At 40.5% G+C, this 16035-nt stretch carries 12 protein-coding genes; 8 read left to right on the forward strand and 4 right to left on the reverse strand.

The window, feature by feature from the left end:
* Positions 1 to 539 precede the first annotated feature (539 nt).
* From FTU22_RS06580 to FTU22_RS06605, 6 genes are all read left to right on the forward strand, one after another.
* Positions 540 to 1268 carry a HesA/MoeB/ThiF family protein gene (locus FTU22_RS06580; protein ID WP_180093652.1) on the forward strand — a complete coding sequence of 243 codons (729 nt, stop codon included), beginning with the start codon at positions 540 to 542 and terminating at the stop codon, positions 1266 to 1268.
* Between the two features lie 58 nt (positions 1269 to 1326).
* The gene (locus FTU22_RS06585; protein ID WP_180093585.1) at positions 1327 to 2625 is read left to right on the forward strand and encodes an AarF/ABC1/UbiB kinase family protein; all 1299 of its coding nucleotides are present in this window, start codon (positions 1327 to 1329) and stop codon (positions 2623 to 2625) included.
* An 83-nt stretch (positions 2626 to 2708) separates the two neighbouring features.
* Positions 2709 to 3089 (forward strand): dihydroneopterin aldolase, encoded by a 381-nt coding sequence (folB, locus tag FTU22_RS06590; protein ID WP_111884985.1) that lies wholly within the window; start codon positions 2709 to 2711, stop codon positions 3087 to 3089.
* Positions 3046 to 3495, forward strand: a complete 450-nt coding sequence (locus FTU22_RS06595; RefSeq protein WP_180084829.1) for a 2-amino-4-hydroxy-6-hydroxymethyldihydropteridine diphosphokinase — start codon at positions 3046 to 3048, stop codon at positions 3493 to 3495. Before folB ends, FTU22_RS06595 begins: the two co-directional genes overlap by 44 nt.
* 243 nt (positions 3496 to 3738) lie before the next feature.
* Positions 3739 to 4236, forward strand: a complete 498-nt coding sequence (locus FTU22_RS06600) for a DedA family protein (protein ID WP_180093654.1) — start codon at positions 3739 to 3741, stop codon at positions 4234 to 4236.
* 77 nt (positions 4237 to 4313) lie between these two features.
* Positions 4314 to 4994, forward strand: a complete 681-nt coding sequence (locus FTU22_RS06605; protein ID WP_180093587.1) for a hypothetical protein — start codon at positions 4314 to 4316, stop codon at positions 4992 to 4994.
* 69 nt (positions 4995 to 5063) lie between these two features.
* On the opposite strand, the gene coq7 is transcribed toward FTU22_RS06605, so the two are convergent.
* Both coq7 and FTU22_RS06615 read right to left on the reverse strand, forming a co-directional pair.
* Positions 5064 to 5699 carry a 2-polyprenyl-3-methyl-6-methoxy-1,4-benzoquinone monooxygenase gene (coq7, locus tag FTU22_RS06610; RefSeq protein WP_180093589.1) on the reverse strand — a complete coding sequence of 212 codons (636 nt, stop codon included), beginning with the start codon at positions 5697 to 5699 and terminating at the stop codon, positions 5064 to 5066.
* A gap of 3 nt (positions 5700 to 5702) precedes the next feature.
* Entirely contained in the window at positions 5703 to 7022 is a 1320-nt protein-coding gene (locus FTU22_RS06615) for an MFS transporter (RefSeq protein WP_180093591.1), read from the reverse strand.
* Positions 7023 to 7199: 177 nt separating this feature from the next.
* Between FTU22_RS06615 and FTU22_RS06620 the strand changes: the two genes are divergently transcribed.
* Together FTU22_RS06620 and FTU22_RS06625 are read left to right on the forward strand one after the other, a co-directional pair.
* Positions 7200 to 9941 carry an autotransporter assembly complex family protein gene (locus FTU22_RS06620; protein ID WP_180093593.1) on the forward strand — a complete coding sequence of 914 codons (2742 nt, stop codon included), beginning with the start codon at positions 7200 to 7202 and terminating at the stop codon, positions 9939 to 9941.
* 21 nt (positions 9942 to 9962) lie between these two features.
* The gene (locus FTU22_RS06625; RefSeq protein ID WP_180093595.1) at positions 9963 to 14483 is read left to right on the forward strand and encodes a translocation/assembly module TamB domain-containing protein; all 4521 of its coding nucleotides are present in this window, start codon (positions 9963 to 9965) and stop codon (positions 14481 to 14483) included.
* Between the two features lie 71 nt (positions 14484 to 14554).
* Here FTU22_RS06625 and xseB read toward each other — a convergent pair whose 3' ends face one another.
* Complete coding sequence (xseB, locus tag FTU22_RS06630; protein WP_180004957.1) at positions 14555 to 14749, reverse strand: exodeoxyribonuclease VII small subunit; 195 nt, start codon at positions 14747 to 14749, stop codon at positions 14555 to 14557.
* On the reverse strand, positions 14724 to 16019 hold the full coding sequence (gene xseA / locus FTU22_RS06635; RefSeq protein ID WP_180093597.1) for an exodeoxyribonuclease VII large subunit: 1296 nt from the start codon (positions 16017 to 16019) through the stop codon (positions 14724 to 14726). Before xseA ends, xseB begins: the two co-directional genes overlap by 26 nt.
* Between the last annotated feature and the right edge of the window lie 16 nt (positions 16020 to 16035).

Raw genomic sequence — 16035 nt, forward strand, 5'->3', positions numbered from 1 at the left:
AATTTAATTCTCACTGAATTCATACATATACCTACGGATTAAATCTCTTTGCATACATAAACGCTTAAAATGTCTTGAATTAAGTTTTATTTTTTGAAGCTAAGGTAGAAAAGAATCATTAAAATGAATTTAATGTAAGCAGCTCTAGTACAACTAAATATGTTTAAAAATATAACTATATTTATTATTTTTAAAACATGTATACGCTATACCTCTATGATGTTTCTACATACTAAGGTGTCTGAGATACTGTATTTTAAATAGTGTAATTGAAGATACGCTAACTAAGAAAAATACCATGTCTACAGAGCATTTATTTTAACTTTAAGCTGTATATTGTCTTGCTCAAATAGCAGGGTGTTTTTACACTGTTTCGGGTTTGTACTCGAACAACATTTGATGGATATCGGTGTTTTAATCTTTTGTGTGCGGTATAAACTCGCCCATTTTTTATGCTTGACGAATTTTAATAAGGAAATACTTTGTCTACGTTTAAATCGAATGAATCAACTTCTGAATTTGAATTAAGTGATGATGAAATGCATTTATACAGCCGTCAAATATTGCTTGATGGATGGGACATCGATGCACAAGAGAAGCTAAAACTTGCCAATGTACTCATCGTAGGGTGTGGTGGAATTGGGTGTACCACAGCCGAATTATTGGCACGTGCAGGCGTCGGACAAATTACTTTAATCGATGCAGATCGAATTGAAATCAGTAATTTGCAACGACAAATCGCGTATACCAAAAATGACGTAGGTTTTTATAAATCAGAAATTTTGGCTAAACGCTTACAAGCGATTAACCCGCATATCCGAGTGCAAAGCTATACCACAAAATTAGATGAAAGCAACGCAAAGACATTGATTTCACAGCAAGATTTGGTTCTCGATGGTTGTGATAATTTCAGCACGCGTTATTTGGTCAATGCAAGCTGCGTAGAAAATAATGTGGCGCTGATTAGTGCTTCAGCGATTGGTTTCCAAGGGCAACTGTTTATGGTCGAAGGAAACGCGGCATGTTATGAATGTCTATTTCCAAAAGAACAACAAGCCAATGAAAGTTTGCGCTGTGCAGACTCGGGTGTGCTTGCAACCACACCAAATGTTATGGCAAGTTTGCAAGCTCATCATGCTTTGCTCTATTTGGGTTTAGGGACGACAGCACTGAAACAAAAGCTTTTGTTATGGGATGGTTTGTCAATGAAACAAAAAATTCTCGCTTTTGAAAAAGATCCCGATTGTCCAATCTGTCAGGCAAGATAAAGCAGCAAGCCCTTATTTTTTTGCTACACTCATGTTAATTATTTTTTTCTAAGACATTATGAAAAACAATATCTGGTTAGATGGAATTCGCTCGGTTGCCCGAATGGGTGAGACCGCAGTGGTCGCGGCTAAAGCCGGTTTTAAATACGCGACAGAAAAACCAAGTAACGCAAAACTCATGCGTGAAACTTTTGAATCACTGGGTTCAACCTATATTAAATTAGGTCAATTTATTGCCAGTACACCTTCTTTATTTCCACGTGAATATGTCGAAGAGTTTCAAGGTTGTTTAGATCAGACACCGTCACTGCCGTTTAGTTATGTGCAGCAGGTATTGGCTTCAGAATTTGCTGGTCGTAATTTAGATGAAATATTTGCTTCAATTGATGAAAAGCCTTTAGCTTCTGCATCGATAGCACAGGTACACGCTGCTAAATTGGTCAGTGGTGATAATGTTGTTATCAAGGTGCAAAAACCGGGTGTCGAGACGATTCTCTATACAGATTTAAACGTTTTACATTGGGCAACCAAACTGGTTGAAAAAGCTGTACCTAAAGTCAAATTTGCTTCACTTGCAGATATCGTTGAAGAAATTAAAGTTCGCATGGTACGTGAGGTGGACTTTATTGAAGAAGCTCAAAATCTTGACGACTTTGTGAATTATCTGAATGTGACTCAAAACAAAGCCGCAACAGCACCAAAAGTTTATCACCAATATTCGACGCGTCGAGTCTTAACGATGGAACGTTTATACGGCGTACCATTGACTGATTTTGATGTGGTCAAGAAAGTCGCTAAAGATCCATCGCAAGTTTTGGTGACAGCGATGAATACATGGTTTGGCAGCTTAATGTTATGTAATAGTTTCCATGCAGACTTACATGCAGGCAACCTGATGCTGCTTGAAGATGGTCGAGTTGGCTTCATCGATTTTGGTATCGTGGGCCAGTTGAAACCTGAAGTGTGGACGGCATGTATTGCGTTTATGGATGCCCTACAAAAAACTGACTACAACTTGATGGCTGAAAATATGCTGAAAATGGGTATGACGGCTGTCAAAATTGACACACAAGTCTTAGCTGCCGACTTAGAGCGCTTATTTAGCGGTGTGCTTTTGGCCGATCCGCAAGAGTTATTAACCTCAAATCCTGCCGATTTGAATGACATCATGATGGATATGGTACAAGTCGGAGAGCGTCATGGTATTCGCTTCCCACGTGACTTCGCTTTATTATTCAAACAAATGTTGTACTTCGATCGCTTTATGCGCATCCTTGCGCCATATACTGATATTTATGCAGACCAGCGTATTCAAATGGTGCAGACTATGGACCCTAATTTATTGTTGAAGCAATAATTTAGCCGCAAGATATAAATAAAATCCTCTTGCTTAAACAGGAGGATTTTATCGATGTTTAAGATTTTATTTTGAGTGTAAGAATGGACGCAATTATCATTGAAGGTTTGAAAGTTGAAACTGTAGTCGGCTGTTTCAATTGGGAGCGTCAGATTATTCAGCCTTTGATGCTCGACCTCAATATTCAAACCAGTTTAGCGCAGGCGGCTCAGTCAGATGAGCTTGAAGATACCTTGAATTATGCTGAAATTTGCGAAATATCAGCCAAAGTCATTCAAACTGCTCAACCTAAATTGATCGAACATGCAGCAAAACTGGTGATTGATGCACTTTTCGCTACCTATGACAGCATTGAATCTATTATGATTACCATCCGGAAGCCTGCCATTATCGCGCAAGCCAATTCTGTAGGAATTCGTCTTGAACGCCACCGAAACGATTTTCGCCCTAGCTCTGGCGAGTAATTTCAATCCAAAACCGCATTTTCAACTGGCTTTACGTCAAATTCAGGCTTTGGGTCATGCTGAATTTTCCAAAATTTATGTGATTCCTTGTCGTGATGGCATTGGGGCGGATTATTGGAATGCAGCTTGTTTGGTGAAAAGCAGTTTATGTGTAGATGAAATCAGCACCTTACTGAAAAAAATGGAAGCAGACTCAGGTCGTGTTCGTCCATCTCATAATATCGCTTTGGATCTGGATCTGATCGCGTGGGGCGAAAGCTTAGCGCACATGCAATTTAATCCGAAAAAACTGCCTTTAGCACTCGATGTTAAAATACCAATGTTCGACATTTGGAAAAATGAAATGTTTGAACATCCAGCACATCAATTTCCTATGGTGAGTTGCCAAAAAGTTTTAGTGGATTGAGCGAATGAAACGAAATGTTTTCAATGCACATGAGTGATATTTCAAACTGACCTTAAATACGCTAGATAAACAATAACAAAAATATTCAAATCCTGTCATGGTATGAGCTAGCGTATAGGCTGTCGCAGGATTACATTATCTTTTTAGCTTCAAAATACTGATATGAACTGGACGGATCTGATTCAGCACTATGGCTATATTGCGATTTTTATTGGCATATAGTTTGAGGGAGAAACAGTGCTGATGATTGGCGCCTATGACGTCCATCAACACATACTTCATTTTCCAATGTTGATTGCAGTGGCGATGTTGGGCAGTTTTATTGGCGATCAGTTTTATTATCAAATGGGCGCTCGCTATGGGCAAAAACTTATCCAGTCGAATGCAGAATTTGCACAAAAATTCGATCGTGCGAGCCAGTTTATTGAACGTTATCCTATTTTGACCATTTTATTTATGCGCTTTGCTTGGGGTTTTAGAACTATTTTACCTATTGCAGTCGGTGTGCGTGCTTATCCTGTTTGGAAATATGTGCTGATTAATTTGGTTGCCTGTTTTATTTGGGCGATGTTGGTCGCAACGATTGGCTTCCAAATCAGTCATTATTTACATCTATTTTGGGCGAAAATGCTGCCTTATCATCAAGATATTTACATCGTTATTGCCGTTATTTTATGTATCGTATTCTTCCGTGTGCTCTATACGGTGTTGAAGTGGTGGTGTAAGCATCATCAACATTGATAAAGTGAACGTGGCTGATCTGATAAAGTCGTCAAGACATAATTAAAAGATTTAAAGGGATATTTAGTGAGAGCAATATGGGCTTAGGTTATGGTGCGGGTGCGGGAGGTTTTCTTATTATTTGCTTTGCGATTTTGGTGCTATTTATTGTCATTGCCATTTGGTTGAGTTGGAATAATTGGTATAAAAAGCAAAAAAATCGACCATATAAAGTAAATGCGGTACTTAAAATTGGTTTATCTGGCGTATTGTTTTTCCCTTTATTTGTTGCAGTAACGCTTGGATTTTTTGTGATTTCAGATCTTAGTTCTGACTATGCAGAGTGGCAGCATCAAAAGAAAATTCATATACAGTTGCAGGAACCCTTAAACTTTGGAGAGGTTGTATTGCCTGAAGGCACGTGGATTAACCGATCATTTGAAACCGACTATACTTTGGAGCAGATGACTGATATTCGTCAAGGTTTGACATCGGTTCGTTTTCCACAGCCTATTCAAATAGCTGGATTTGATGTTATTGCATTTGAGCTACATCGCCATTTATTGCTTGAGTTGGTACATGATCAAACCGTTATGATGAATAACCAAAAAGAAATTTGTCCGGCAGGATGGCTGCTTGAGTTAGGTGGAGCAGGTTATCCGTCCACTGCACAACGTTATAGTTTGAATTTTGATTGGTTTACACCAAGTCGATGGCAGCCTATAAACTGTTTTGATGGCGAAGGAATTATTGTATTAGAGTCAAAACATTACTTATGAAAAAGCCTGCATCATTGCAGGCTTTTTGTTCACTATTTATAAAACTTAGCGACAATCATTAGAAAAGCATTAAATGTAATAACTGGTTTTGGTCATCAGCTTTGAAATACCAGTCATGGCAATACGAACTGGAACAGGAAGGTCTACACCACCTGCATTGAGTGCTGTATCACGGTGATGAAGCTCATCTTCATTCATTTGCACTAAGATTTTACGTGAACGTTCGTCTTGTTCAGGAAGTTGGCGGATGTGGTCTTCTAAATGCAGACTCACCTGACGCTCAGTTTCAGCGACAAAACTTAAGCTGTATTTATCACCGGCAATACCTGCTAATGCACCCATCCCAAAAGAAAGGCCGTACCAAACAGGGTTGAGCAGACTGGTATGGCTGTCTAATTCTTTTAAGCGGTCTTCACACCATGCTAAATGGTCTTGTTCTTCAATCGCTGCTTGTTCCATTTCACGGCGTACATTCGGTAGTTTTGCTGTCAGTGCTTGCCCATGATAGAGCGCTTGTGCACATACTTCACCACTATGGTTGACCCGCATTAAACCTGCAACATGACGCGCTTCACTCACTGCTAATTGTGTTTCTTCAATGTTAGCAGGGTTTTCTCGATGTGCGGCAGTCGCCCCAGGTACTAAACTACGTAAGGCTTGATCAAATGAGTGAATAAGTTTGTCGACACCTGTAAATTGACGCATGGATTAATCCTCCAGAGAGACTTGCGTAGTTTGAAGCAAAGGTTTGATGCGTAATAGCAGCCAAATACAAAAGATTGCACTGAGCACTGCAGTTATACAAAAAAGTATTTTAATATCAATCTTTAAAACACTCAGAATGATAATTGAAAATATAGCAGAAGATACCATGAAAACGGCATTTAAAATGTTGTTTGCTGCAACTACACGGGCACGATGTGAGCGAGGCGAATAGGCTTGCATCATGGCATATAGTGGAACAATGTAAAAACCACCGCTAATACCCAATAAAGTCACTGCGATCATTACATGGTAATAGCTCCACCCTTGATGAAATACTTCCGATAAGGTAATAAGAGGGCCAGTTTGAGTGGGGACGAGGGTCAAACTAAACGCTAAATACAGTGCAAATACCGTTAAACCTACAGCACCGATGGGAACCATCTTAATATTGACTTGAGTGCCGCCCAATTTACGACAAAGCAATGAACCTACGCCCACACCGACAGAGAAAAAGGTCAATAGCAAGCTAACGACATTTTCAGAGGCATGTAGATTTTGCTGAGTCATTTGTGGAATTTGGGTGAGGTAGGTTGCACCATAAAACCAATACCACGAGTTCCCCAATAAAATAGTAAAAATCAGCGGCAAACTTTTGGCATATTTCATTGTTTGGTAACTAGTTCGGAAAAAGTTCCAATCGATTTTTAAATCTGGTGTAGTGACATTTTGCTTAAGAATAAAACGACTGGTGATATAACCTGAAATGGCGATGGTCATAACTGTCAGGCTGATCCATATTAAATTGCCTTGTGATGAAGCAATCACAGCACCACCCAAAATCATCCCGAATAAAATTGCCATGGATGTTGCCGATTGGAAGAGCGCATTGCCTGACATTAGCTCATTGGGTTTTAAAATTTCAGGCAAAATCGCATATTTGATTGGACCAAAAAATGTCGAATGGGTTCCCATCAAAAATAGAGCCAACAATAACAACCATAAATGACCGGTCAGAAAGCCAATGCTGCCGATGACCATGATGATAATTTCTAAAATTTTGATACCACGGACAAGTTGTGAACGTTCAAACTTATCTGCGATCTGTCCCGCTGTCGCTGAAAAAATAAAGTAGGGTAAAATAAACAATAATGCAGCTAGATTGTTTAGCGTGCTGATGGGTAATGCCTGTTGTTGGATTAATCCATAGGTGATGACCAACAATAAAGCCTGTTTGTAGACATTGTCATTGAGGGCCCCAAAAAATTGGGTCAAAAACATAGGCAGGAAGCGGCGTGTACCTAGCAGATGTTCGTTGTTATTCATAAGCGTCTTGCTACATTAAGTTTTATTAAGAAATGTGAGTGATTGGTAAAATCTCTAAAAAAATCATGTAATATGTTTTTGAGTTTGGGGATGGCGAAAAACCAATAGATATAAGATCTTTAGCTCTACATCTGATTGACTAAGTCCATTACATAATGAAATTTGTTAGAGTTTGCTATGCCTGCAAAAATCAAGTTTAAAAAAACAATGCTTCATCACAGTATGGCTCACTGCATACGACAGCATCATAGCAATAAAAGTCTTTATATGAGCATCTTTTTGACCTTGTGTGCTCAGCATAGTTTCGCCCAAACTCCCGCGGAAACTGTTCCAACCTTTGCAGATACAAAAGCAGAGATTGTTGCTGAAATCAAGGATGAAGCTGTAAAGCAAGGGTTGTCGACACCTGAAGTAGTTGAAAAAATTGAAAATATAAATGAGCCGGAAGAATCTGTTGATAGCATGAAAATGCTGCAAGAACAGCAGCAAGCAGGAACACAACTACAAGAATTTAAACCCATTGAGTTCGAAGATTTAGAAAACTTACCCGTGACACCTGTTGATCAAAACATGGCGAATGAAATCTTCCAAGTTGCTGAAGAAGCCAAACGTCAGGCGCAGGAGTACCGTGCGACACAGCAAACAGAAGTTGCTGTTGCGGACATTACCCAAAAAGAGTTAACGGAAATTAACCAAGCGCCAGTCAATATTGATCAGCTCATGAGTGAAATTCGCTCTGATAATGAAATTATTGCGACACAAAATGAAAATGCCAGTACTCTGCAAGAGCTGAATAATCCAACCGTGGAAGATGATGCAGAGCCGGGTATTTTTAAGCGCTTATTATATAAAGTACGTCCGCCACGTCAGATGAATACGGCAAAAGTGCCACGAATTAGTGCGGATGTTGAAATTACCTCAGCACATAATACCAGTCAGACTTCGAGTAAGGCTTACGGTGCGGCACTGGAGGATCTCAAAGCCAATATTAAAGGCAAGCTTTCAAGTTTTACTCAAGAGTCTTTTAGCGATTTTCCATCGGCTTTGCCTCAATTACGCAGCTTGTCCAATCAAGCTGCACAAGCTGTAGGTTTTTATCAGTCAGAATTCAAATTTGAAAAAGTGTCTGATAGTAAAGTTCGTGTATTGGTTACACCAAATACGCCTGTGCAAATTCAAAAGCAAAATATTGAATTTTCAGGGGCTGGAGCAAATCAAGCTCAGTTTCAGGTGATTGGTGTTTTACCAGATCAGGAAGAAGGTGACATTCTTAATCATGGTGAATACGAAACGACGAAAGGCCGAATTAATGATGCAGCAACTAATAACGGTTATTTCGACTCGTACTGGCGTTTGCACGATGTAAGAGTGGCTCAACCACAAAATACAGCCGATATCAATTTGCGATTTGAAACGGGTGAGCGTTATAAGCTTGGCGAAGTCGAATTTCGAATGAGTGATCCGAATGCAGAGTTTCCATTGGATCGCGATATTTTAGAAAGTTTGGTGACGTGGAAAGACGGTGCTGACTATACTTTCTGGCGTGTGAATGGTTTGGCTAACAACCTGACCAACTCTCGCTATTTTAACTACACCTTAGTTGATGCGATTCGACCAGACCCAATTGAAAAGCCGCTTGAACTGCCACCAGATATTCAGACCTTGGTCGATCAAAATCAGTTGTCTGAAAGTTCACAAGTAGTGAAAGACAAAACGGAAGTGATGTCGAATAAGGAAGTCACGCAAAAAGTGGTTGATGAAGACCAATTTGCGGGGGTGAATGATGCAGAGCAATCATCTAAATTACGCAGTTTGCAAGATACGCAAGATGCCAAACAAGCAGAACAAGAACGTTTAAAAGCGCAAGCACGTGAAGATAAAAAAGTCCCTGTGATCGTGACACTAAATGCAGATAAGTTGAATAGTGCAGAAATTGGTGCTGGTTTTGGTACCGACACCGGTACACGTGTTCGTGGCCAGTATCGTCGTGCCATTGTAAACAAACGTGGTCATTCTTTTGACGCCAACATGGAAGTATCCAAAATCCGTCAATCGATTGATGGTCGCTATAACATTCCATATAACCATCCATTAAATGACTATGTCAGCTTGGTCGGTGGTTATGAGCGTGAAGAACGTGATGATGTCGGTCAAGGCGTCAATCTTTCGATTGAATCTGCTGTAGCTGGGGTTGACCGGATTATTAAAAACCCACGTGGTAGTTGGCAGCATACCTTTGGTTTACGTTACCGTTTGGACCGTATTACCGATGACGGCCTAAGTCCTAGTGATGACATTCCAGATGCGTTCTTGGTAAATACCAACAATGAACAGCAGTCTTTGATGTTTGGCTATGAAATTTCTCGAACTGACTCTGATAAACGTGTGAATCCGAGTAAAGGGATTAAGCAAACCTATAAAGTTGAAGTTGGAAGTGAAAGCTTACTTTCAGATGCTGACATGGCGATCTTGAATGCGGGCTGGCGCTTTATTTATTCATTGGGTGAAAATGATAATCACCAGTTCGTGGGGCGCAGTGATTTAGGTTATATTCTGACAGAGAACTTTGATAAAGTTCCTTATAACTTACGCTACTTTACCGGTGGTGACCAAACCATTCGCGGCTTTGACTATAAGAGTTTAGCGGCCGAAGAAAATGGCTATAAAATTGGTGGTCAAGTCTTGGCAACGGGTTCATTAGAATATAACTACCAATTTAAAGAAGGCTGGCGTGCTGCGGTCTTTAGTGACTTTGGTAATGCGTACGATAAAGACTTCAATACACCGACTGCATATAGCGCCGGTGTGGGGATACGTTGGGCTTCTCCAATTGGCCCAATTCGTTTAGATGTCGCTACCGGACTTTCTGACGACAGCAAACCAATTCGTTTACATTTCTTTATTGGTTCACAATTATAATTTTTAGGTGATGTGTTTTTTATGACTGAACAAGAACAGCAAGAACCAGAAAACGAAACGCCGGTAGAGCAACTGCCGAAGAAGCGTCGTATTCTTCGAAGTGTCATTTTGACCTTCGTGTTCGTGCTTATCTTTTTGGTGGCTGCATTGGCGGTCATGTTCTCTACAGACAAAGGCAGTAAGTTTTTACTTGACCGTGTTCTGGAACGTCAGCAAATCATTCACTATGAATATGAAGGTGGTAACCTGTGGCGCGGCATTATTTTACGAAATGTCCTCGTTACGCTAAAACCTGTCGATGTAAAAATTGACCGTGCCGATATTACACTCGGTTGGCGTGCCATTATTAATAAAGAAATTCACTTAAATAAGGCAGATGTTAAAAATCTGCAAATTATTACCAAGACACCACCTAGCGATAAACCTTTTGCATTTAGTGAAATCCGTCTGCCTTTCGTCCTTCGTGTCGATCATGCAGATCTAGATCATATGCTGATTAAAACGCATAGTTCAGGTGTGGATTTTTATGATATTGAATTAAATGAAGCGCTTTGGTCTGGGACGGAATTAAAATTTGAAGATACCCGTATGGATATGGGCTATTTATCTGTGCGCCAAGCGTCTGGGAATATGAAGTTTGAAGGTAAATATCCGCTAAATGCTGTGGGTATAGTCAACTTACCTTCACTACGTGAAAGCTTGAATATTCATGATATTCAAGTGGTGGCTAAAGGATCGTTGGATACAATTCAAGCCGGTGTGGCAACACATACCCCAGATCTTTTAACTGGTTGGGCTGTGGTCCATCCGATGCGTCCACATGTCCCGATGTTTGGTGCGCTCAAATTTAAAAACTATCATTTACCGTTGCTGACTGAGCAAAAGCTTTTTGCTAAAAATGGTCTGGCAAAATTCAAAGGGGATATTCAGCGTCTCAATTTAGATTTAGATACGGACCTGAGCGGGGCCAATATTCCTGAGGGTAAATATACTGCGCTCATGAGTACGGACTTGGTCAACCAACTTGATATTACTAACCTAAATGGTCAAGTGATGGGCGGCGCTGTCAATTTGGGCGGCGTGGTGAGTTGGAAAGATCAGGTTACTTGGGATGTAAGCGGTCGTTTAGATAAAATTAATCCAAAACATAAGTTGATTCCGCAGGTGGTTCAAGATTTTCTACCTGTAAATTTAAACAGTAAGATTGCGTCTAAAGGCACCCTTGAAAAAGGCATGCACCTGACGGCGTTGGTGGATTTTGATCAATATGAAACTTGGAATTTAAAACTCGATCAAGCGCCTGCTAAAAATAATAAAGCTCAGCCGATGCTGATGGATGTGTCTTGGAAAAATATAGACCGTGCAGTGCCATATGTTGGATGGTTGAGTAGTGATTCGGGCAATGTGCAATTGGCGCTTACAGAAGATCAGCAAAACATTAATGTGGCGACCACCGTGTCACGACATGAAAAAGGTGCTCTGCCTGCTGGACAATATCAAGCCAAACTGGATCTGAAAAATAACAATCTCAATGTCCCTGCCTTTAGTTATGTGGCCGACAAAGGTCAGCTCAAAGGTAACGCAGTTGTAGAATTGCCTGATGAAAAACGTATGCTGAAATGGCAAGCCAATGTACAAGCACAGCAGTTCAATCCGCAAACTATCGTGGCTGCTGCGCCTGTCGATCAAATTACAGGGTCATTAAAAGCCAATGGTTATGCAAAACCAAATCAACAGATTATTCAGCTGAATAATATTGATTTGTTAGGCCGACTAGCACAGCAAAATGAAACGGTTCACTTAACAGGTCAATCTACTGCTGCGCTGACTTTCCATGATGAGAAACAAGGTGGAGGCTTTAAAGCTTTTGCTGTGAATTATGATGGTGGCCTCAATGCAAGCCAAGTTGCCGCAAGTAAAGGCAGTTTGATTTTCAAAGTATCTGGCACACCTGAATTAATTAAAATAGCCGAACTGCGTCATGATGGCGTGGCAGGTAAGATTTCAGCCAATGGACAAGTTTTACTACAAAAAGCCATTGGTTGGGATATTAATGCATCACTGGTGCATTTTAAGCCGCATTATTTTGCCTCAAATGTACGGGGTGAATTATCTGGAAATTTAAAAACCAATGGTGTGTGGTCAGATGCGCTAAAACGTATTCAAATTGAACGTCTGAATTTGGCAGGTATGATCAATAACAAACCTGTCCGTGGTCAAGGTAACTTGGCGATGGTGATTAATTCAAATCAATCTGGCTTTATGCCAAAACAGTTTGAAGCGAATAATTTGCTGTTGGCTTATGCCAATAACCAAATTCAAGCCACTGGTAATGCACAAAATTTACAATTGAAAATTAATGCACCAGCGTTATATGAAATTTATGCAGGCCTACGTGGACGTGCTTATGGCTACTTAAATGTTCAAGCACAGCCACGACTGCAAGCATCTGCCAATATCGCAATAGATGATTTTGCTTTTAATAATTTATTCAGTGTGAAAAAAATACGGATGCAAGGCGAGTTGCCAACTTCTGCGACTTCACCAAGTTTATTAACGGCAACGATGGATAATTTACGCAGTAACAACCGTGAGATTGTAAAAGGTCAAATTTCACTGGCCGGTACACGTAATGCGCATTTATTAAAAGTCAGTGCTGAAAATAAATTATCAAAATTTTATGTGCAGTTAGCTGGTGGTTTTAATGCACAAAATAACTGGCTTGGTCAGATTCAAAAAGGCGATTTTGACTCCTTGCGTACACGTCTCGTACAGCGTCAAAATGCATCGATTATTTACAACACTGCACAGTCTGACTTATTTGTTGGCGCACATTGTTGGATGAGCCAGCAAAGTGAATTATGTTTTGATCAGCCGATTCGTGTGAATAAAAACCGCGGCAATGTATCTTTTGTGACAAAAAACCTAGACCTAAATGACTTTGCTGCCTTTATGCCTGAAGGCCTGGCGATTACCGGTAAAGTGAACGGTTATGCAAAAGCGTCTTGGGCGAAAGGTGCAAAACCTAAAATTGATGCACGTTTAGTGACTCGTGACGGTTTACTTGGTTTAGCAGCTGAAGATCCACAGTATTTAGCATCCACTTTAAAATATGATGAAGTTGGCTTGATTGCGAAAAGTGTCGCTGAAGGGCTACAAATTCGACTCGATACCAAAGCCCCAGATATTGGTACAGGTTATGCCAATATTATTATTGATCCGTATAAAGCCAATAAACCGATCCGTGGTGAAGTGGCCTTTAACCAAGTTCAATTGAAAATCTTAAAACCATTTATACAAGATGTCCGTTCAATGGGCGGTACGTTGTCTTATGCGGCAAAAATTAGCGGAACATTGTCACAGCCTTTAATGGATGGTGAGATTCGAGTGAAAAATGGCTCGATTAGCATGATTTCATTGCCTGTGAGCTTGACCAATATTCAGTTGTATTCTGCTGTACGTCAAAACCATGCGACGATTGATGGTGCATTTAACAGTGGGCGTGGTGTAGGCAAATTAACCGGAAATATTGACTGGAAAAATGATCCACGTATCCAGTTGAATTTAACGGGTAATGAAATGTTGGTTCGTCAAGCGCCATTGATCACCGCTGTTGTAACGCCTGATTTATCTTTAGATGTGCTGCCTTTCAGTAAGAAATTAACCTTAAAAGGTAAAATTGATGTGCCGCGTGCATTGATTTCGATGCCAGAATCGTCTGCAACAGTGGTTGGGGTATCTTCAGATGTGCGTGTGGTACATGAAGGTGATAACCAACTTGAAATCTTAAAATCGGCACGTCCTTGGGATATTCGCGCTGACGTGCAGGTAAATATTGGTAATCAAGTGATTTTTCAAGGTTTTGATAGCCGAATTCCGTTGATTGGTCGTTTGAATTTGACACAACGTGGTTTAGAAACAGCAATGCGTGCCAATGGTGCAATTGGTGTTTCTCAGCGTGTGAAAATCGAAGCTTATGGTCAAAGTCTGGACTTGAACCGTGCGATTGCCCGTTTTAATGGACCATTGGCGAACCCTACTTTAGATATTGATGCCAATAAAGCCGTGCAAGGCAGTACTGTTGGTGTTCGTGTGACAGGTACAGCATCAAGCCCTGCAATTCAGGTGTATAACGATGCAGGTCTATCTGAACAAGAAGCCTTAAATGCCTTAATTACAGGTCGTATCAATGAAGGAAGTTCAGGTTTAAGTCAGGCGGAAGGTTTCCGTTCTGATGTGAACAACACGATTGCTGCAGCCGGTATTAGTATGGGCTTGGGTGGTACACGTGCATTGACCAATCAAATTGGTCGTACATTTGGTTTGAGTGGTTTGGCATTGGATGCTCAAGGAACAGGGGATGATACTCAGGTTTCTGTGACGGGTTATATCACACCTGACTTATTCATTCGTTATGGCGTCGGAGTATTTACACCTGTGAATAAATTGACCTTACGTTATCAAATGAATCAACGTTTGTACTTGGAAGCGAGTCAGTCTTTAGAGCGTGCAATCGACTTGTTCTATAACTGGCGCTTCTAAGAGAAGTCAAAATTTGAGTATAAAAAACGCAGCTTAGGCTGCGTTTTTTATACAAATGATGAGCTGAGATATCAATCTTTAAACGTATCATTCAGTGCCTGTTGTACCGCTTCAACACGAGACTTACAGGCTTTATAGGCTTGCATCGACTCTTCAACGATTTTCATAAGATTATCAATATCGGGTTCTTGCTGAGATTCGAGTAATTCAGCATTACGTTTTAAAACTTCATAGCCTTCTTTAAAACTTAGAGTATCGGTCGTCATGATTTTTTACCTGTATATGTTGAATGTCAGCCGTGATGACACCGTCTTGCATTTCAATTTCAATCGGTGAATGCGTGGAAGGCTGAAGATTTTGCGTTGCACGAATGGCGTGACCTTGCTGCCGGACGATGGCATAACCTTTGGAGAGCACATGTGCAGGGTTTTGCAGCAAAGTCTCACGTATGAGTATTTCAATATTCTGTGCAGCTGTTTTAAGTTGTAACTGAGCAAAATAAGCAGTGTTATCTTGGTGTTGTTGTAAGAGCCGAGTTGAGTCATTGATTTGACTCTGTGCCAAGGTCTTAATGACCTGTAGTAACTGATCATTTTGACTTTGATAAAGGGCAATTTGATGTTGAGAGCGCAGTTGAATGCTTTGTAATGCCTCTAAAACGTCCTGTGTTCGCTCAACAATATGATTACGAATACCCCCAATCACTTTACTCGGGGTGTCGAAAGAACGATGTGCAATTTCATCTAGAATCGTACGGTCTTTTTCATGGCCGATACCGACCCAAATTGGCACGCTACGCTTAGATAGAAGTGCAGCCAAATCATAATCATTCAGATAAGCAAGATCGTTAACAGCACCGCCACCACGAATAATCACGATCAAATCTGGCGCAGTTTGAAAGTCATTGGCCCATTGTCTTAAACCCAGTGCTAAAGCATCTCGGATACTTTGTGCTGCGGTATTTCCTTGAAAGGTTGCAGCATGATAGACAAATTCACACACGCCAGCATGTTGTAGCGCATCTGCATCTTTTTTAAAGTCACCTAAGCCAGCCGCATTTTCAGGCGCAATAACCAAGACATGCTGAATATCAAATGGCGCAGGCAAGTTTCGATTTTTATGAATCAGACCTTCGCTGGTGAGTTTTTCTAAAATTTGTTGATAGCGTCGAGCCAGATCACCCAAAGTAAAACTCGAATCAATTTCTTCGATATTGACTGAAAAGCCGTACTGCGGGTCAAATTTGGCACGCACTTTAACCAAGACATTTAAGTCACGACTGAGCTCAATGCCGCTTTCACGTTCAAATTTTCCGACAACTTTATTTGCAGTAAATTTCCAAATTGTGGCCTTACAACTGGCAATGACTCTATCACTTTCTTGTTCTTTTTCAGCTAATTCTAGATAGTAATGTCCACCTTTGATGTTTAAATTTCGAATCTCGGCTTTGACCCACACGGCATCATCAAAAGCCAATTGAATGACTTCTTTGACCGCAGATAGGTATTCGCTCAGCGTTAATTGAACATCAGACATAATTTAAAATAGGAGA

It is taken from the genome of Acinetobacter sp. YH12076, from assembly GCF_013419525.1.
Classification (GTDB): Bacteria; Pseudomonadota; Gammaproteobacteria; order Pseudomonadales; family Moraxellaceae; genus Acinetobacter; species Acinetobacter amyesii.

Excerpts from the sequence above, each read along its gene's own strand:
- FTU22_RS06580 (WP_180093652.1), top strand. The coding sequence starts at position 540 with ATGCATTTATACAGCCGTCAAATATTGCTTGATGGATGGGACATCGAT.
- FTU22_RS06605 (WP_180093587.1), top strand. The coding sequence starts at position 4,314 with ATGGGCTTAGGTTATGGTGCGGGTGCGGGAGGTTTTCTTATTATTTGC.
- FTU22_RS06600 (WP_180093654.1), top strand. The coding sequence starts at position 3,739 with ATGATTGGCGCCTATGACGTCCATCAACACATACTTCATTTTCCAATG.
- FTU22_RS06615 (WP_180093591.1), bottom strand. The coding sequence starts at position 7,022 with ATGAATAACAACGAACATCTGCTAGGTACACGCCGCTTCCTGCCTATG.
- FTU22_RS06620 (WP_180093593.1), top strand. The coding sequence starts at position 7,200 with ATGCCTGCAAAAATCAAGTTTAAAAAAACAATGCTTCATCACAGTATG.
- coq7 (WP_180093589.1), bottom strand. The coding sequence starts at position 5,699 with ATGCGTCAATTTACAGGTGTCGACAAACTTATTCACTCATTTGATCAA.
- folB (WP_111884985.1), top strand. The coding sequence starts at position 2,709 with ATGGACGCAATTATCATTGAAGGTTTGAAAGTTGAAACTGTAGTCGGC.
- xseB (WP_180004957.1), bottom strand. The coding sequence starts at position 14,749 with ATGACGACCGATACTCTAAGTTTTAAAGAAGGCTATGAAGTTTTAAAA.
- FTU22_RS06625 (WP_180093595.1), top strand. The coding sequence starts at position 9,963 with ATGACTGAACAAGAACAGCAAGAACCAGAAAACGAAACGCCGGTAGAG.
- FTU22_RS06585 (WP_180093585.1), top strand. The coding sequence starts at position 1,327 with ATGAAAAACAATATCTGGTTAGATGGAATTCGCTCGGTTGCCCGAATG.
- xseA (WP_180093597.1), bottom strand. The coding sequence starts at position 16,019 with ATGTCTGATGTTCAATTAACGCTGAGCGAATACCTATCTGCGGTCAAA.